Origin of the sequence: Halomonas sp. H10-59 (assembly GCF_040070555.1) — a bacterium.
Lineage (GTDB): Bacteria > Pseudomonadota > Gammaproteobacteria > Pseudomonadales > Halomonadaceae > Halomonas > Halomonas litopenaei.
Genome location: NZ_CP098828.1, coordinates 3,469,061 through 3,487,599, shown reverse-complemented (window position 1 = coordinate 3,487,599; position 18,539 = coordinate 3,469,061). Strand labels below are relative to the sequence as shown.

Below are 18,539 nucleotides of genomic sequence, written 5' to 3'. Positions count from 1 at the left end.
CTAAAAATGTGCGTGAAAGGATTTTTAGAGATTCTTGAGCTTAGGTGAAAGATATGGTTGATAAAATTAAGAATGTTTTTGTAAGTCATCACCATAAAGATGACGCGAGTGTTGATGGTCTTAGTGATATGGTTTCAAAGCGAGGGTATAAATTTAGGAATAGCTCGATTCGCGTAAAGCCAGAGAATCAAAATCGAATCGATCAAGGTAAAATAAGCGAAAGAACTATTAAGCGTTTGTTGAGAATGAAAATGCGCTGGGCCAGCCAAGTCATAGTAGTGATTGGGAAGGAAACACATCAAAGGAAATGGGTTAATTGGGAAATAGATGCTGCAAGAAAGCTAGGAAAGCCTGTAATAGGTGTATATGAAAATGGCCTTAAAGACCAGGTTGAGCTCCCGGAAAATTTAAAGAAATATGGTGCATCAGTCGTTGGTTGGCGATCAGGTTCAGTGATAGATGCTCTTGAAGGAAAAAGTAAGTTTCAATTTCCTGACGGAACGCCTTTTCCTAAAGCTCAAGGAGGGAATGTGGTGTGCTAATCGAAAGGAATTCTTTTTTATATTCATATCCTATTACAAGAGATTTTGGGTTTGCACCTAACCCGTTTCACGGGTACTGCACATTAGCGACGTGTAAGCCTAATATCAGAAAGTCTGCGGAAGTGGGTGACTGGGTTATAGGGGTTGGGGGAGCAACACTACCATCTGTAAGAAGAAAATGCATTTTCCTCATGAAAGTCACTGAAAAACTTGATTTTGAACAGTATTGGAATGACAAGCGTTTTTCTTTAAAGAAACCGATACGCAATGGAAGCCATCTACAAATGTTGGGAGACAATATTTATCATAAAGATATGACTGGAGATTGGGTTCAGGAAGATTCGCATCATAGCAATCCTGATGGGACAATGAATGTCATTAATCGAGATATAGATACAGGTCGCTGTGACAAGGTTTTAGTGTCTGAATGTTTTATATATTTTGGTGCTGCTGCGGCATCTATAGATTTGGATTCAATTAGGCATTTTAGGATAAGGGATTTCAAAAAAACAAGCTTGGAGGTTTCGGAAGAAGCACGAAATATGATTGAATCTTTGGTGAGCCAGAACATAAGCAATTGGAACCAAATTGTGGAAGATCCTTGTCAGTTTTTATATTCTCATTTAAGAGCGGACCAGGAAACAGGTAAGATCTCTTGATGTGGTCTCGCTATATATTCCATCCACTCTATAGCTATTTCACAGCTCATTCTATAAGGGTGGACGACATGTCCAGACAGTACTAAATGTTATGTGATTCGATTTTACATGGTGTTTATTCAGCTCTCGGGAGATTTTTCAATGGCTGATTTTGGTTATCCACCTCTGACCATTAGCTTCGTTTGGCACCCCTCGGATTTTGAGCATGTTGAGCCAATACTTGAAGCTATTCAATCTAGCTTTGCTCGCAACAAAAATAAGCCATTTTCTCGAGGCTTGAACATCCCTTTATTTTACTTTAGCTCTAAAAACGCTAATGAAACTCCAGCTGATAGTCCGAAATTGCTGGCCCAGAATAATATCATTTTTGTCTTTACCAGTGTTAATACCAGTGGGTATGACGGCTGGCGGGAGTATGTGGAGAACCTGCCTAGTTCCTCTGAATTTAAAATTGTACCAATCGCAATTACAAGAGATGGGTTGTCACATGGAGGGGCGTTAAACAAAAAGAACTGTGTCCGAGTATATGAATGGCCATTAAATGATAGGGATCTGCATGCAATTGTGTGCTTGGCGCACGAAATATATCGTTATGGCTGTTTGCCAAACAAAAAAGAAAATGTTGGTAAAGATTCTTCCATAACCATTTTTCTAAGCCATGCCAAAGCTGGAGATACTGGGAGGCTGCATTCCGAAGAAATTAGTCGATTTATAGATAATACTAATATGAATCGTTTTTTTGACTCGACAGAAATCTCCCCTGGGTTTGACTTCGATAATGAATTAGAGGAAGGCGTTAAAGATTCAACCCTTGTTGCGATTGAGAGTGACGCTTATTCTTCACGCTATTGGTGCCAACGAGAAATTCTATGTGCGAAGAAGAATAATCGTCCGATTGTGGTGGTGAATAGTCTCGATGATTATGAGGATAGAATTTTCCCTGCCGCGTCAAATGTCCCATGCGTTCACGTATCACCAGAATCTCCAATTAGTCGTCGGGATATCTTGCGTATCTTATCTGCTGCTATTCTGGAGACTATCCGTTACAGCTATACGATGCAATGTCTCAGGTTCTACAAAAAAAATGGATGGATAGCAAGTGATTGTGAATTGTCTGCTAGGCCTCCAGAAATTCGGCAAGTCCTAATGGCAAAAAGTAGAGGGCAGAAAAAAATCTGTTACCCAGAACCGCCAATTTACTCAGATGAAGCTGATTGGCATGATCATTTAGGCATAGAAGCATTCACACCTCTGTGGAATTTATCTGAGCAGGATCTTTTTGCCAAGTTACGTATAGGAGTATCAGTTTCAGATGTTCAAGGGGATGGGTTTACCAAAAATCACATTCACTCAGATCATTTGATTAGGTTTTCTCAGGACATTGCAAAGCACTTATTAGCTCGCTCGGCCACCTTGATATATGGCGGAGATTTAAAGTCTGATGGTTTTACTGCTTTTATTCTTAATGAAGCAGCTATTCTACATGATCGCATTGGCGCGGCTGTACCCATGGTAGAGAACCATTTGGCATGGCCTCTGTATGTATCAGAGCCTGAAATCGTCGCGTGGAGAGCAAAATACAGCCAAGTAATGAGGACAGTGGAATACGAGATACCCGACGACATATCACCTAGTCCTGACAAAAATGTTTTCTTGTCACCTGAATCGCCGCAAAGTTCCTATATCTGGTCTAGATCCCTGTCAAAGATGCGATACGAATCTATTAAATCTTCTACAGTTAGAATTTGTGCTGGTGGGAGGTTACAAGGTTATAAGGGGAAAATGCCAGGAGTTTTGGAGGAGATATCAATAAGTATAGCGGAAGAGAAACCGATATACTTGCTTGGCGCTTTCGGTGGCGTTGTAGGTGACGTTTGTGAGTTTATTTTGAGTGGCAATGTGCCCGATACGCTTACCGAAGAGTGGCAGAAGTTTCATAATGAAGGCTATGCAGAGCTTCAACATTATGCCAGTTCCTATGGTCACCAGTGTGATTATGATCAAGTTTTGAAGTCTATTCAGGCGTGTAGTTTGTCTGTTCTAGCAAAACGCTCAGGCCTAGATGAGGATGACTATAAAAAACTGATGGTTTCACCTTTTATAGATGAGTGTGTTCACATAATTATAAAAGGGCTCAAGTCTCTATAGATGATATAAAACGCGCGCTGCGAATGGGGGTGTAAAAGTGTTCAAGGATAATCTAGGGCGATCAGTTAACACAGCCTCTCTGGAAAGATACGAGAAACTTGTTGCTAAAACAGATAAGTTCTCAATGGGGGTTCTAAAGCCAATACTTTTAGGTCTATATGGCGAAGTGGGCAGTATCATGTCTGCCGCGAAAAAGTACCATCGAGAAAAAAAGGCCTATGTGGGCTACAAAGATGCTGTTGAGGAAGAGTTTGGAGACGCACTTTGGTACTTTGTAGCTTTATGTAGGCGTATGGATTTAAAGGTCCCTTGTGTGTTTGCGATGCATATGCCACAGAAACCTAATGAATGCACTGAATTAAAGAATCAGAATGGTGCATCTCCCTCGAAAAATACCACACTTCTATACGAAGGAGGGCTGGATGCATCGTTGCTTCGTTTAGGCCGTGTTACTGCAGATCTTCTTAATATTGATAAGTCTTCGTCCAATATTGATAGTTTTTTTTCTGAATTTTTGTCGTCTTATTTCCAATCCATGAGTCTGGTAGGGCTTTGCTTTAGCGATGTTTTAGAAAAAAATATTGAAAAAGTTTCAGGCCGCTTTTTGGTTACAGCGAAGGAATTGTTACCTGATTTTGATGCTAGTTTTCCTGAGGAGGAGCAGCTCCCTAGGAAATTTGAAATTCAAATCACGCAAAGAAAAAGTGGGCAATGCTATCTAAGGTGGAATGGTGTTTTTATTGGTTCTCCATTGACAGACAATATTAAAGACCCTGACGGCTATCGCTTCCATGATGTGCTGCATCTTGCACATGCGGCAATTCTTCATTGGTCACCTACTTTTAGGGCTTTGATCAAGCAAAAAAGAAAAAGTGACCGTATGTTTGATGAAGCCCAGGATAGTGGTAGGGCCATTGTTGTTGAAGAAGGTTTAACAGCATGGCTCTATTCTTGTTCAAAAAGGTTAGATTATTTCGAAGGGCATGATGGCATTTCTTATGATATACTTAAAACCATCCAGAGGTTTGTCCAAGGCTATGAGGTGGAGAAATGTCCATTAAAGCTATGGGAAGATGCCATTCTTCAAGGTTATGCTGTTTTTAGAAAAGTTAGAGAAAATGATGGTGGTATTGTGATAGGTGACAGAGAGAAAAGAACTCTCCTGTACCGCTCTTTTGGAGATGCTTGTGAGCGCTGATAAGTTCGTTAAGGAATTATCCGGTTTATCATTTGATAACACCTTTAATCCTTATGTGGAAAGGTGCGAAGTATATGATTATTTTGATGCGCCCCAAAAGCGCAGGAAGATGTTAAGAGGAATGTTGGAAGCTGCTGATAAAGTAGAGGTTGATGCTATTTGGATTGGTAGAGATTTAGGTTATAGAGGTGGTAGGCGGACTGGCTTGGCACTTACTGATGATGTACATTTGTTTCATCACGTTAACAGATGGTCGGTTGAATGTGATCGTCCTACCAAAGGGGATGCTATGCCGGAGAGAACTGCTTCTGTCATTTGGGGCGTTTTGGAGAAAATCACTTTACCTGTTTTTTTGTGGAATGTTTTCCCACTACACCCATTTGAACCAGGGGCCAAATTCAGTAATCGAAACCATAACGCTAAAGAAAGGCAGGCAGGAGAAGAGCTTCTATCAATGCTCATTGATAATCTGAGGCCGAAAAGGTTAATTGCAGTTGGAAATGATGCTTCGAGTGCTGCTAATAAGTTTCGAAATACTTGTGAGGTTTTTAAAGTTCGCCATCCAAGCTATGGTGGGAAGAATGTGTTTTTAAATCAAGTTGAGTCTCTATATGGAATTGATGTCCTTGCGTCACCTAATATGGAGTTGTTTGGTTAGCGCTTGGCTGATTAGTGCTAGATTGTATAGTGATGGTATTCGCCTGACACATGCCCCCCGTGGGCTCCCTATAGTTAAGCAGTGTTTTCTGCCGTTTTCCTGGGCTCCTTCTTCGTCGCCTTGGGGAGCCCCTTCTTGAAGACGGCATAGGGCGTCGCCCCCTTCATGTTGCGGCCCTGATGCGGCCGTTTCGTGTTGTAGATGCCCAGATAATCGTCCAGGTCCTGCTGCATCTCTTCCTGGGCCTCGTACCACTTGGTGCGCCCCGGATGCGGAAGTGCTCGTCCAGCAGGGTGCGGTGCAGCCGCTCGACGAAGCCGTTGCTCTGCGGTCGCCGAACCTTGGTGGTGCGGTGCTCGATCTCTTCGAGCTGAAGGAACAGCTCATACGGATGCTGATCCTTCCGACCGCAGAACTCTCGGCCGTTGTCGTTGAGCACCGTGCTGACTTTGGCGTTGTAGGCCTCGAAGAAAGGCCGTGCGTCGTTGTTGAGCACATGTACCGCCGTGATGGGCAGTTTGCTGGTGTAGAGGCGACCCCAGGCGTAGCGGCTGAAGCAGTCGATGACGGACTGCAGATAGACCTTGCCGACCCCCTTGAGCGTTCCGACGAAGAAGGTGTCGACGGCGACCAACTCGCCGGTGTGGTGGACTTCGATATGCCGTTCGCGGAACTCAGGGCTAAAGCGTTCGAGATGGCGTACCTGGTCTTCAGTGAGCTCGATTTTCTGCTCACGCGTGGCGCGCTCGAGTCGCAGCAGGCGCTCATGACGGGTCAGCAAATCATGGCGTCTCCAGACGCCTCTGATGCCCGTAGAGCTGACCTGAATGCCACGTAGCGCCAGTTCTTGAGCGACGCGAACCGGACCGTGGGGGGAAGGCCAGGCTGTGCTCGAGAATGGCCGTTTCGATCTCTTCGCTGACGCAATTGGGGTGTGGTCCCCGCGGCCCGGGAAGCTTGTCGACGAGCCCATCGGAGCCGAAGGTTTGATAGTTGCGCCGTATCTCATAGAACTGCTGTCGCGAGTAGTCCATCAGCTTGCAGTCCGTGCTTACATTCTGCAGCCCCTTGGCCAGCTTTAGGAGGCTGAGCTGGCGCTGTGCTACTTTTTATTCGCTGGTCTTAGTCGTTTCCTTATGGTTTTACGGCCGATCTTCAGACATTTTCCCTACAGTCCACGGGGAGCGCTATGGCCAACTCGCTTTCAGTGGTCAACTGTCAGGTAAATACCATCACATCTCAATCAGTACATTATCGGTACACACACCAGCTTCGTGTGCTATCCTTAAATTTCGCTAAGTTACTGATTACAAAGAACTGTACCTTACGCTAGATTTCGGTCAGTTTTCCTTTTGTGTCAGTAAATTATGGTTTTAAAAGCGAACTCATAATCCCTTGGTCGTAGGTTCAAGTCCTACTGGGCCCACCATCGTCTCTTCCTTCCTTCCTTCCTTGCTGTTGGTTGTCCTGTCTGGGTTTTACATTGCTCTTGTACGCAGGGGCTTCTCGATGCTTGACTCTCGACGAAGATCGTTCCAGTACTACTTCCTTGAATGAACGGGCGTCAAGCAATGGGCGATCGTCCACTGCCCCCGCAGTCTCCATCTAGATAGTCCCCAGCATTGCTGAAGGCAAAGGGGGGCAATGAGCCCTCCTCTCTAGATGAGGATATGTCAATCTGCGCCATGACGCTGGGGGAGTTGCGCGTCGATCTGATGCCGGACCAGGACGACGTGCTCGGCTTCAGCAATCACTGGTATCCCCAGGCACTGGAAACGGCACAGCCCGTCTGGTTAGGTGGGGATCTTTCCATCCGTGTGGTCGCACCACCGCTTTTCGTTGCCACCAAGCTTGAAGCCTACAAGGGGCGGGGTGAGGACGATCCTTTATCGAGCCACGACATCGAGGACATCCTCAATCTCGTGGATGGCCGCCTCGAGCTACTTGATGAGGTGAGAGCCACCGGAAGCGATCTTCCGGCCTATATCGCAGATGAGCTCAGCAAACTTCTCGGCAATGATCTCTTCGGATATGCCGTGCAGAGTGCGGCCGGAGACCCCAACCGGGAAGCGCTTGCTCTTCGAGCGTCTGGAGGTCCTGACCAGGGAGCGCGGCTGGCAGTGAGTCGCTTACGGCTGGGGGTGGTCCTGGATCTGGGACAGCCCCGCAACCCGTCAAAACTATTCCCACGCGCTGTCGATCCGGGTAATTTGCGGCTTAAGCTGAAACGGCGGCTTGAGGCAGTTGATTCGCACCAAAAGATCGTTGACCGATTTTCCTCGGGTGCTGAGGTGCCCTGGACGGTTGCTGAATTGGCTAGATGAGGTGGACACTATGGCGACTGAGTACTGAGGGACGCAATGAGTATTGAGCAGGCGATACAGCAGCTTACGCGCAACGATCTGATTCGCACCATCGATGCGAACGGCCAGCGCATACCGCCTGGTGAGTGCTTCTCGTGCCTCTATCTGGGGCGCCGTTTCGATGCTAAGCAGCTGTTGGCGGAGGCTCTGGCACAAGCCAAACAGCACAAAGTCGACCCCGAGGTGCTCGAGCAAGCACCCTTCGAGCCTTTTGTCGAGGCACTCAAGGAACGCGAATTTTCGGTGGTCGGCAATCCCGGCGAGATCGGTGATACTGGTTTGACCGTGATGGTCTACGAGGTGAAGAAGCCACCTCTTGTGCAGGAGAACTTTAAGCGCTTGTTCTCAGCCAACCAGAATCGGTTCTACTGGAACCGCGATAAGTTTGCCAAGCTTGATCGCGGCGCCCCGGTGTTTGTGGTCAACAATAGTGCTGCCCGAGTGCTGTTTGGCTACGTTCAGGACACCATGATCCGCGCGGAGTTTGACGAGCAGAGTAATGTCAGCCGCTTTACTCATCAAGGTGAGACGTTCGAAGTCAGCGGCGAATATCCAGAGTTCGTCTGTATCGAGATCAGATCGCTCCAGCACCCGCCGTCGGGCTGGCAGTGGAAGACCTTTGGTAGCGGTGAACACTCCTACATATCGGGACAACAAGTCGGCGCCAATGCTGCCAGGAACAACTTGGAGCGAGTTAATTTGCTGCTTGAGGTGTTCGCGCGAGAGGAAGATATCGTCCTACAGCTGCAGACCTGCTACCAGGCGTTGCTCAGCCACCTGGTGGATGATGACGAACCCGAACAGCAGCGTGAGCCCAAGATTTGGTATGTCATGCAGGGGAAGACGTTCTCGTATCAGAAAGCCCTGTCATACATCTGGGCCCCATTGGAGGGGAAAAGCGGGCGGTCGTTTAGTCACTGGAAGGCTGTCGGCGATGTCCGGCTGGGTGACATCATCGTTCATCATGCGGGAGGTGGGGTCCAAGCCATCTCCCGGGCGGCCTCCATGCCCATGGTGGCCCCGCGGCCGGATGCGTTTGACACTGAGTGGCTAGAAAACGGGCACCGCGTCGAGCTAGAGGTGCTAGTCCAGCTTAAGCAGCCAGTTGCGCTAGGCGCCATTCGTCAGAAGAAAGCGCAGCTGCAGAAAGCCCTAGCCAACGTACGTGGACCCTACAATCGCGATGGCACCGGAAATCAGGGCTACCTGTTCGAATTTACCTGGGAGGCGCTGGCGATCCTGCTCGATGGGTACACTCTGGCGCTACCCGACGAAATACAGCGCTGGCTGCCGGCCCTCGACCCCCTGATCGAGGACGAAGAGGAAGCCTCCGACGAAGACGACGCTTCTGAAGCAGCCGAGGAGCGTCGTCTGCCAGTCGCGGTCACCCAGACACCGGCCAGGGAGTGGCTGCCCCGGGTGAAGGCTTATATGGCCAGCCAGGGCTTTTACTACTCGCTGGCGGAGGTGGCCAACTTCTATCTTTGTCTGCGTACAAAGCCGCTTGCGATGCTGGCGGGGATCTCGGGTACTGGCAAGACCCAGTTGGTGCGCCAGTTCGCCAAGGCCATCGGCTATGGAGATTCCGACCACTGCGTGTTAACCGCCGTGCGTCCGGACTGGGCCGATAGCTCGGATTTGATCGGCTACGCTAACATCCAGGGCAAGTTCGAGACCAAGCCGCTGCTGGATGTAATGGCCCGAGCCATCGAACACCCCGATGAGCTCTACTTCGTTATCCTGGATGAGATGAACCTGGCCAGGGTTGAGCACTATTTTTCGGAGTTCCTGAGCTTTATCGAGACCCGCGGGCGTGACAACGATGACGTCATCGTCACCGAGCCGCTGATCAGCCGTGCCGACGTGAACGGTGGGCGCCCGATCTACCTACCCCAGAACTTGATGGTGGTGGGCACGGTAAACATGGACGAGACCACACACGCCTTCAGCCGTAAGGTGCTGGACCGGGCCAATGCCATCGAGATGAACGATATCGACTTGGCGTGGGTGAACCCGCCTCTGAATGTGGGGCCGGTCTCCGACATCCATGCCGATGCGCTGAGAAGTCCATTCCTCAACTCTTTTGACCTGACCGCCGGCCAAAAGCAGGCGCTCGAGACGCCCATGGCGTTTCTTATGAAGGTTAACGCCATCCTGGAGCCTGCCGGGCTCCACTTTGGCTACCGCGTGCGCGACGAGGTCGCCTTTTACCTGACATTGCACCGCGAAGAGGGCCTAGAACGGCTAGATGGCTTCGGTGCCGACGCTGCCTTGGATTTCCAGTTGATGCAGAAGGTGCTGCCGCGCATTCAAGGCAGTTCGCTGAGCGTGCTCAAGGTGCTGATACGCCTGCTGGGCCTGCTGGCCAACAAACCGCTCGATGATGAAGCGGAATACAGCGTTGTCGAGAAGGAGGTAAGCCCAGAACAGACCCGTTACCCCAGAAGCGTCAAGAAGTTGCTGTTCATGCTGCAGCGCTTCCACGACGACGGCTTCACCTCGTTCTGGCTGTAGGTGGGTATGACGGCGCTCTGTTTCGACCACCCCGATGGCACCATCTGCCAACTCGCCGTAAGCGAGGTGGCCCTGACGCCGGCGATTGAGGCTCAGCGTCACCGCGAGCAGCGTTCTCGTTTCAAGGCACACGGCCTGGCGTTCAACGAATCTGAGTCGGAGTTGGAAGGCTCGCTAAACTCGCCGCTGTTCTTCGAATGGCAGCAGCTGGAGTGGCTGTTCGAGCCAGGCCCGGGCTGCCGCTGCGAGCCTCCTCTGTCGCTCTACGTCAATGGCGTGCATCAGAAGCGGGTCAGGTCGAGGTCGCTACATGGCCAGGTCCGCCTGATGGGCACCATAAACCTCGAGAATAGCGTCGGGCTGACGCGCTTCGAGGTGCGTGACGCCGGTGGCAAGGTGCTGTTCGCCCTGGATAGCGAGGTGTTTCCCCAGAAGCTGGATTACAAGGACGACTTCCCGGCGATGCTCGATGAGATCACCGAGATCCTCTACTCGCTAGCTTTCGATGCGTTCACCAGGACCTTTGCATCGACCCGTCCACGCTCTACCTACCACCAGCTCACCTCGGAGTGGCTGAATCTGTTCAAGGCGCTCTATCACAGCTTAGAGCAGAGCCTGGACACGCTGTTGCGCTCGCCCAAGTCGGATCTGCGCAAGGAGTCACGGGTAAAGCCCATTCACCGGGTGAAGCGGGCGACACCTCGGGCGATCAAGGCCGCCACCCAGCGCCCCGACCGCTACTGCCGCGGCGGTGGGCTGCAGGTGGTTCCTGGGGTTCAACTTTCACACCTGAGCGAGCAGCATAAGCGTATCAGTTACGACACCCAGGAGAACCGTTTCGTCGCCTGGGCAATCACCGAAATCCTGCGTCAGATTCAGCGTGCCATCCGCCATCTGAGCGGCGGTCGGGGCTTGGACAGTCAACGGGTCCAAGTGGAAGTGGAGGCGCTGGAGCGCAGCAAATCCCACCTGCGGCGCCGCCTGAGAGGTCCGGTGCTGGCCGAAGTAGGGGCCTTCAATCACCAGATGTTCTTCTCGACCACCCTGACCATGGCGCCGGGGTACAAGGACTTCTATCACCGCTTCCTGCTGCTGCGTAAGGGCCTTACCATGGCCGAGCACCCGCTGTTCAAGATGGACTATAAGGACATCGCCACCATCTACGAGTACTGGTGCTTCCTGAAGACAGTGAAGCTACTGCGGGAAAATCCCAAGTACGAATTGGCCAGCAATGACATCGTCAAGCTAGAGCACCACCGCTTTAAAGTGAACCTCCGCAAGGGCACGAAATCTGCGGTCAACTTCGTGCAGCGCGGTACCGGCGATGACATTGCCATCTACTTCAACCGCACCTTCCCGCGGAAGGACTACACCTACACCTTCGACCAAAAGCCGGATCAGTTCATCGAATTCTCTCGGAGCGGGTTCGGCAGCAGCCGTGACAAAAAGTCGTTCAAGGTGATGATGGATGCCAAGTACCGCTTCGATCGTGGCTCGAAGGGGTACCCCACCGGCCCCAAGGACACGCCCTATGGTCCGCCGCTGGATACCATCGCTCAGCTGCATCGTTATCGTGATGCCATTTTGTGGGAGGACAAGGGGGAGCAGCAGAAATCCGTCAAGATGGCCAACAAGAGTATCGGCGGGGTAATCCTGTTCCCCTATCCGGAAAATGAGCAGGATTTTGTGGCCCACCCCTTCTACCAGAGCATCGAGAAGGTCAATATCGGAGCGGTACCGCTACAGCCGGGTAGAGCGCGCGAGAACCTACTGTTCCGGCAGTATCTGGATAGCCTCTTTGAGCAACCTGGCGAGGTGATTACCGAGTCGCTTTACCACTACGACGACCGTACCTACCAGCAGCGCCGGCAGTCCAGTCGGGACCTGGTAATGGTGGGCATGATTCCCGCCAGGGATCGGGAAGCCAGGCTGCACTACCATCGTAACTGCCAGATTTTCTACACCCAGCGTCCGGACTCACCACGCTATCCGCTGCATGAGGTAAAGGCGGTGGCGCTCTATGACCAGCAAGAGAGAAAGATCATCGGCTGGGCCAACGTCGTGGGTATTGAGGTACTGCTGGGCAAGGAGCTCAAGCAGACGGGTACCACTTGGGCGCCGAACCGGCCTGACCAGCCCTACTACGTCTATCGTCTTGAGCCGATACAGCACGCCGACTTGCATGCTGGTGGCCAGATGAAGGGTAATCGCACAGGGCGCTACTTCATCACCCGACTGGGGCTGGAGGTGGCGCTCCAGGAGTTGGAGCCAGAATTGCAGTTTCTCAGCAGCTGGGAAAAATTCATTGAATGGAAGACGCTGAAGACGCGCTTCCCCTCAGTACGTATTCAGCGGCAACGCTTCACTGACCCAGTCACTGGGCAGCCAGAGAGTGAGCTTGAATTCATCGCACAAGCAGACGTGGGGTCGTCATAATGTCACTGAAAGCCTGGCTAGATGTCGTCATGCCACATAAGGACGTGCTGGGAGGCACCCTCAAGTAGTCGGAATGCGCTGCGGATATCACCCAGGTGGCAACCGGCACGGTCGCCGAGGAGTATTAGGATGCCGAGAAGTTCTTCTCTCGCGCCTACATTAACGAAGGCATGCGCCTGCTATTGATCTCGGTGGCCCAGCACCTCTCCGGCAATGGCGGCGGCCGGCAGTGATCTGCCACTGCTCTAACCGATGGCGAAGGCGTTGTCGACACTCAAGCGCCATGCTGAACAAGTGATGAGGCGTGGGACTCGAGGCCGACCAACGCCCGGCTGGAAGGTATGAACGGACTGTTTCAGGCTGCCAGGTCAGGTACACGTGGATACCGGAACGGGGCCTATTTCATCACCATGATCTACCAGATCGGCAGCCTGTGGAGCGTATGCGGGATCAGGTCAAATCCACATGAAGTGACGAAGAACCCATCATTTAGTCTTCTCCAGACGTGCACGGGTAGACGCACGGCGGGCAGCAAACCTGGCTTCCACATCGGCGGCAGGTATGAGATTGCCAGCTTCTGCCGAGGCCCGTGATTGCTCGACCTTGGCAACCAGCCAGGCATCATAGTCCTGCGCTTCCTGCTGCTGGGCTACATAGTTGCGCATGAAGTCGCGTAGAAGCTGTGCCCCGGTACGATCGTGAGCCTTGGCAGCACTGGCAAATTCTGCTTTCAGGCCTTCATCGACCCGAAAGGTGAAGGTAGCATCGCTCATGACACCCATCCTTATGTGTTACACAGTTACCACAGGATAGCACGGGAAGTATGGCATTCATCCACTCGCATCCGCTCTGAACAGATACACCACTGGTACTGAATCACATCGTCTATTCGAGACGCACGTCAGGCTCTATGGATCACGCTGTTCTTACTCAATGGTAGATAGACCATCGTTTGTGCGGTGAGGGCGCATCCCCAACGGCGCCTGGCGACTGTTCCGCGCCAATCCTGGTGGCACACGGCAAGGCAAGGTCGTTGTGGTGCAGCATCGCGCCATTGAGGACCCGGACCACGGCGGCAGTGTCACGATCAAGCTGTATCAGAGCGAGAAGGTCGGGGACCTGACTGGCATCGGAAAATTCCCCTTCGTGCTGTGAGCGAGTGGACGGCCGAGTGGTCGCCTATGCCGATGCTGACTGGATAGCGAGTGGCATAGCAGGCATGCTCAGCGCTATCCGATACCGCTGAACCAGGTGACCCCCACATGTCAGACCCGTTCAAGCAACTCCGCGACGCCATGGACCAGTTCGCCGCCGCGCGTGAATGGGATCAGTTCCACTCGCCCAAGAACCTGGCCATGGCACTGACGGTGGAGGCCGCTGAGCTGCAGGAGTGCTTCCAGTGGCTGACCGAGGCGCAGTCCAGGGAGCTGGATGAGCAGCAACTGGCCGCCGTGCGCGATGAAATTGCCGATGTTCAGCTCTACCTGATCCGGCTGGCAGGCAAGCTGGACGTGGATATCGAAGCTGCATGCCAGGAGAAGATGGAGAAGAATGCGGAGAAGTATCCCGCCGACCAGGTGAAGGGAAGCGCGAAAAAGTACACGCACTATCAGGATTGACGTGATGTTTTCCCGTCTTTTTTCCTGCAGAGGCCTTCTGCCTGGCCTCGTCCCTCAAGCTTCCTTCGGCTGATTTTGGCCTCAAGCAGGGCCAGAGACTCGGCTTAGGTTTAAGTTATCTGCTAAAAGCGGTCTTTTATTCCGTTTTCAGAGTGATAAATAAACCAGCTGCCGCACAAGATCCCGTGTGACGCCGTTGTGACGCCGGCCGGATGGCCGGCGTTTGCTGAGCGAAGCGTGGCACTCGGGTCAGTGACCGCGAGTCAGGCGTGTGGCCAGCCACCAGCCCAGTAGCATCGCCAGCAGAAAACCCGCCAATGGCAGACTCATGGCGCTGCTGGAGACGATGGCAGGCCCGGGGCAGTAACCGCTCAGGCCCCAGCCGACACCGAACAGGGCCGCGCCGAGCAGCAGGCGGCCATCGATATCGCGACGCGTGGGTAGTTGAAAGCGCTCGCCCAGCAGGGGAGTGCCGCGCCGCCAGACGAGGCGATAACCGATGAAGGTGGTGATGACGGCACCGCCAAGCACGAAGATCAGGGTGGGGTCCCAGTCACCGGCCACGTCGAGAAAGCCGACGACTCGCGCGGGATCGGTCATGCCGCTGAGTGTCAGCCCGAGGCTGAAGACCAGGCCGGTGATGAACCCGATGATCGCTTTCATGGTGACTCTCCCAGCAGGTGTAGGCTCACGAAGACCGTCAGCATGGCGACGGCCACGAACACCACAGTGGCCACCAGCGAGCGGGGTGAAAGACGAGCGATACCGCAGACGCCGTGGCCACTGGTACAGCCGCCCCCGATGCCGGTTCCCACGCCTACCAGCAGGCCTGCGAACATCATGCTCAGGCCCCCGCTGGTGGGGTTGCCGATCAGCGCATCTGAGCGCTCGGCCACATTGCCCCAGTCAAGATTGAACAGCGCAAGGAGCAGCGGGCCGCTGATCAACCCGAGCACGAAGGCAATGCGCCAGCGGTGGTCCGGGCCTGATTCCAGAAGCGCTCCCCGCGTGATGCCACTGATACCCGCGATACGTCCCAGAAAGGCCATCAGCATCACTGCCGAGAGGCCGATCAGGACGCCGCCGCCGAGTCCTTTCATGCTGCTCATGATGTCCATGTCATTCGTCCTCCCTTTCGGCCATCCAGCGTTGCGACGATGATATGCTCGTCCCCGACCATCGCCAACCGTCATCGCCAGGCGACTTCGCCCACCGATTGCCGAGTCTACTGGTCAGGTGATTTGCCAGCCGGTTGACCTGTGGGGCATGCGACAAGGACGCCGAGGATTCGCAGGAGCACCATGAACGAACTGACCCAACGCCTGCGCACCTTTCTCAAGGTGGCGGAGCATCAGAGCTTCAATGTGGCGGCGCGGGAGCTGGATATCGCCAGTTCCACGGCGACGCGTCATGTCAATCATCTGGAGCGCCAGCTGGGCGAGCCGCTGCTGGTGCGCACCACTCGCCATGTGCGGCTGTCGCCCGCCGGAGAGCGTGCCCTGATCCGCTTTCGCGCCATTCTGGCCGAGGTGGAACAACTGGAGGATGAGCTTAAGACGCTGAGTGAGCGCGTCGCGGGACCGCTGCGTATCTCGGTGCCGTGGCGCTATTCACGCCTCTATCTGGCGCCGCTGGTGAGCGAGTTCATGCAGCGCTATCCCGAGGTGGCGCTGGATATCGTCAGCAGCGACCAGCGTGTGGATCTGATCGAGGACCACTTCGACGTGGCCCTGCGCATCGGTCACCTGGAAGATTCGAGCCTGATCGCGCGGCACATCAGTGATCAGCGCTTCGTGCTGGCCGCCGCGCCGTCTTACCTCGCGGCCCAGCCCCCCATTCATCGGCCGGAAGACCTGGAGCAGCACCGTCTGCTGACCTTCAGCTATACCACCGCCAATCATCACTGGCGACTGGTGCAAGGGGATCGGGAGCATCGGATCTCGGTGCGGGCCCGTGCGTTGCGCACCAATAATGCCGACATTCACACCCAGGCGGCGCTGGGCGCCGCCGGCGTCGTGGTACAGCCGCTCTGGGCTATACGGGAAGAGCTGGCAAGCGGCCGCCTGATGTCGGTGCTGGAGGACTATCAGGTCACCTCATCGGATTTCGACACCGGTATCCATGTCGTCTACGCGCGCGAGAATCAACATAACCCGCGCGTGCGCGCCTGGATCGACTTCCTGCTGGCCCGCCGCGAGCGGCTGTCCTGTCACTAGCCAGCCGTGAGCGCTGTCCGCCGTCCAGGTACACGAAGGGCCCGATCTAAAGGGAGATCGGGCCCTGTGCGCACGTCGCGACTGCTTGGACGATACTCATCAGGCGGTGTTTATCAGATGGTGCTCATCTGACAGCCATCAGTAGAGGATATCGCTACGGATGATGTACTTGGCTCCGTCGCGGATCGGCTCGCCGGCGTGCACGCAGTGCTGCGGATGCGAGCCATGCGGGAAGCACAGTACGCCACCCTTGGGCGTGGAGACCGAGACCGTCTGGATATCGTCCCGCGACTGAGCCGGCTTGTCGGGATCACGGCGGCTGACCAGAAACTCGGTGCGTCCGCCAGTGTAGCCATCGCTTAAGAAGATAAGAAAGGTGTACTGGCTCATCAGGCCCGGATAGGCGTCCTGGACGACCTCGCCATTGATGACGCGACTGCCCGGCCAGGCGCCATCGGTGTGCGGTTTGAAGAAGTCGCCGGCCTCGTAGCGATAGACACGAAAGCGCGCATTGATGCCTTTGGCTCCCTCGCCCTGGATCTGCTCGGTGACCCGCGGCGCAGAGCGCTGCCAGATGACCTGATCCACCGCTTCACTGACGACCCAGTTGACGTTGTGATTGTGGCGTACCGAGCGCGGCAGGGAGACCGGCGCATCTTCCTCGAAGCCCATGTCCTCCAGAACGGCAACGAAGTTGTCGGCCTCGGCAGGTGTCAGCACATTGAGCAGCTGGAAGGCGCCGGGGACACCCTCGACTTCCTGACGGACAACCTCTGGCGTCGCGCCGGCTTCGAAGAGGTCAGACACGTCGCCGTTGTCCGTCCAGATGGGCAGGGGCGTGGGGGAGAAGCCGCGTTCGTGGCTGACGACATGGAATGACAAGCTCATGGCAAAGCTCCTGAATGACAAAGAATGTGAGACGAAAACGTGGGGACAGCGATGCCTGCCGGGAGGAAGGCCTGGATGACCATCAACTGGCGGTGAGTGCCGGTACCGAGGAGAAATGGTCAGCTACCTGGATGGGCCCGGTATCCGCCATGTTGACCGTGGAACTCAGCCGCCACCAGCGGTCGGTCCACCTCAGTCGGGATAGCGGACCAATACCCGCGTCTCCAGGCTGGTGCGTGTGGGCGCATCTTCGGGCGTGTCGAGCAGCTCGGCCGCGGTATGCGCGACCGGTGGCTTGCCGGCGCTGTCGAAGGCATTGAAGACGATGGCTTCGTCGGGGCGCATGTGAGAGATGAAGTACCAGCGGTGATCCGGATTATGGACGAGGCCCTGGATCTGGCCGCAGCGATCCGGATAGAGGATGTCGATGTTGACCCAGTCCTCGTGGTGCACGCTTTGGGTATCGGCGAATGCCAGCGGGTTGCGCGCGACGGCCTGCTCGACGGGCTGCCAGACATTGACGATGCCGTAGTGGCCGCTCAGCCAATGCTCGGCTTGCTCGGGCGGCAGCAGATCGCGCACGCGCTGCGGGCCAGAGCGTGGCGAGTAGTCGACATGCACATGCTGCGCCGGCACGCGTTCACCTTCGAAGCCTCGCAAGGTGTGGTCGAACACATGCACTTCACTGACACCGAGCTGCTGCTTGAGCAACGCCTCGATGGCTGGCGTGTGCAGGCGGTCGCGCGCCTTGGCGTCGCGCACGTCCACGGCAAGCTCGGGCGTATCGAGAAACAGCAGGCCCTGGGACGCGAAGCTGGGCGGAGTAGCGCGCAGATCCTGCAAGCTGACGCTTTGGCGATCATGCTTCGGCTCAATGCGCCGACCGGTCTCGCCGTCCGGGTCCACCTTGATCTGCAGACCTTCCGGGCGATCGAGCTGATAATTGACGAACGCCAAGCGGGTAAGGATGGGCGCTGACATGATCGAGACCTCCTTCACGATGAGTCGCCAGAGGATGAGCACTGACATGCACTTGGGCCAGCCGCCTGTGCTGTGGCGAGTCCAAGAGGCTGGTTGGCGAGCTTAGTGCATTGGTGCAGACACAAAAAAGGCGCCTGTCTGCAATTTGTTATTGCACGAATGGCAATAATCAACAGCTGACAAGCGTCCGTGGCTTCCGCATGTTGTCTCCGTCCTCATTCCCATTCCAATAAACCGCTAAGCAACTGATAAACAAAGGCTGGGAGAGCCGCCAAGGACAAGGCTGACGTCATATAGAGTTGGCATTCGACGTGTTG

At 54.1% G+C, this 18,539-nt stretch carries 15 protein-coding genes and 2 pseudogenes; 11 read left to right on the top strand and 6 right to left on the bottom strand.

Translation table 11 applies throughout. From position 1 onward, the window contains the following. Window positions 1-53: 53 nt before the first annotated feature. The 5 genes from NFG57_RS15160 (at window position 54) to NFG57_RS15140 (ending at window position 5,205) form a co-directional block, all read left to right on the top strand. Window positions 54-542 carry a TIR domain-containing protein gene (locus NFG57_RS15160; RefSeq protein WP_348816192.1) on the top strand — a complete coding sequence of 163 codons (489 nt, stop codon included), beginning with the start codon at window positions 54-56 and terminating at the stop codon, window positions 540-542. After that, window positions 536-1,201 carry a hypothetical protein gene (locus tag NFG57_RS15155; protein ID WP_348814675.1) on the top strand — a complete coding sequence of 222 codons (666 nt, stop codon included), beginning with the start codon at window positions 536-538 and terminating at the stop codon, window positions 1,199-1,201. The genes NFG57_RS15160 and NFG57_RS15155 overlap by 7 nt, the downstream gene beginning before the upstream one ends. 141 nt (window positions 1,202-1,342) lie before the next feature. Next, window positions 1,343-3,349, top strand: a complete 2,007-nt coding sequence (locus NFG57_RS15150; protein WP_348814674.1) for a TIR domain-containing protein — start codon at window positions 1,343-1,345, stop codon at window positions 3,347-3,349. 37 nt (window positions 3,350-3,386) lie between these two features. After that, entirely contained in the window at window positions 3,387-4,547 is a 1,161-nt protein-coding gene (locus NFG57_RS15145) for a nucleoside triphosphate pyrophosphohydrolase family protein (protein ID WP_348814673.1), read from the top strand. After that, window positions 4,537-5,205, top strand: coding sequence for a uracil-DNA glycosylase (locus NFG57_RS15140; protein ID WP_348814672.1), 669 nt, complete (start codon window positions 4,537-4,539; stop codon window positions 5,203-5,205). Before NFG57_RS15145 ends, NFG57_RS15140 begins: the two co-directional genes overlap by 11 nt. Before the next feature lie 74 nt (window positions 5,206-5,279). Here NFG57_RS15140 and NFG57_RS15135 read toward each other — a convergent pair. Beyond that, window positions 5,280-6,281, bottom strand: a pseudogene (locus tag NFG57_RS15135) (IS481 family transposase). Window positions 6,282-6,875: 594 nt separating this feature from the next. Between NFG57_RS15135 and NFG57_RS15130 the strand changes: the two are divergent. The 4 genes and pseudogenes from NFG57_RS15130 to NFG57_RS15115 form a co-directional block, all read left to right on the top strand. After that, entirely contained in the window at window positions 6,876-7,529 is a 654-nt protein-coding gene (locus NFG57_RS15130; protein WP_348814671.1) for a hypothetical protein, read from the top strand. 36 nt (window positions 7,530-7,565) lie between these two features. Then, window positions 7,566-10,082, top strand: coding sequence for an AAA family ATPase (locus tag NFG57_RS15125; RefSeq protein ID WP_348814670.1), 2,517 nt, complete (start codon window positions 7,566-7,568; stop codon window positions 10,080-10,082). Window positions 10,083-10,088: 6 nt separating this feature from the next. Then, window positions 10,089-12,518, top strand: a complete 2,430-nt coding sequence (locus NFG57_RS15120; RefSeq protein ID WP_348814669.1) for a DUF2357 domain-containing protein — start codon at window positions 10,089-10,091, stop codon at window positions 12,516-12,518. A gap of 222 nt (window positions 12,519-12,740) precedes the next feature. After that, window positions 12,741-12,949, top strand: a pseudogene (locus tag NFG57_RS15115) (transposase); the annotation flags it as partial. A gap of 54 nt (window positions 12,950-13,003) precedes the next feature. On the opposite strand, the gene NFG57_RS15110 reads toward NFG57_RS15115, so the two are convergent. Next, window positions 13,004-13,291 carry a hypothetical protein gene (locus tag NFG57_RS15110; protein WP_287165860.1) on the bottom strand — a complete coding sequence of 96 codons (288 nt, stop codon included), beginning with the start codon at window positions 13,289-13,291 and terminating at the stop codon, window positions 13,004-13,006. 489 nt (window positions 13,292-13,780) lie between these two features. Here NFG57_RS15110 and NFG57_RS15105 point away from each other — a divergent pair, with 489 nt between their 5' ends. Beyond that, window positions 13,781-14,137, top strand: a complete 357-nt coding sequence (locus NFG57_RS15105) for a nucleotide pyrophosphohydrolase (protein WP_348814668.1) — start codon at window positions 13,781-13,783, stop codon at window positions 14,135-14,137. 249 nt (window positions 14,138-14,386) lie between these two features. Here the strand turns inward: NFG57_RS15105 and NFG57_RS15100 are convergent, their stop codons facing one another. Next, window positions 14,387-14,800, bottom strand: coding sequence for a DUF6691 family protein (locus NFG57_RS15100; RefSeq protein ID WP_348814667.1), 414 nt, complete (start codon window positions 14,798-14,800; stop codon window positions 14,387-14,389). After that, the gene (locus tag NFG57_RS15095) at window positions 14,797-15,255 is read right to left on the bottom strand and encodes a YeeE/YedE family protein (RefSeq protein ID WP_348814666.1); all 459 of its coding nucleotides are present in this window, start codon (window positions 15,253-15,255) and stop codon (window positions 14,797-14,799) included. Before NFG57_RS15095 ends, NFG57_RS15100 begins: the two co-directional genes overlap by 4 nt. 183 nt (window positions 15,256-15,438) lie before the next feature. On the opposite strand from NFG57_RS15095, the gene NFG57_RS15090 reads away from it, so the two are divergent. Then, entirely contained in the window at window positions 15,439-16,353 is a 915-nt protein-coding gene (locus NFG57_RS15090) for a LysR family transcriptional regulator (protein WP_348814665.1), read from the top strand. 138 nt (window positions 16,354-16,491) lie between these two features. Here the strand turns inward: NFG57_RS15090 and NFG57_RS15085 are convergent, their stop codons facing one another. Together NFG57_RS15085 and NFG57_RS15080 are read right to left on the bottom strand one after the other, a co-directional pair. Continuing rightward, the gene (locus NFG57_RS15085) at window positions 16,492-17,241 is read right to left on the bottom strand and encodes an oxidoreductase (RefSeq protein WP_348814664.1); all 750 of its coding nucleotides are present in this window, start codon (window positions 17,239-17,241) and stop codon (window positions 16,492-16,494) included. Between the two features lie 192 nt (window positions 17,242-17,433). Next, the gene (locus tag NFG57_RS15080) at window positions 17,434-18,222 is read right to left on the bottom strand and encodes a CmcJ/NvfI family oxidoreductase (RefSeq protein ID WP_348814663.1); all 789 of its coding nucleotides are present in this window, start codon (window positions 18,220-18,222) and stop codon (window positions 17,434-17,436) included. Between the last annotated feature and the right edge of the window lie 317 nt (window positions 18,223-18,539).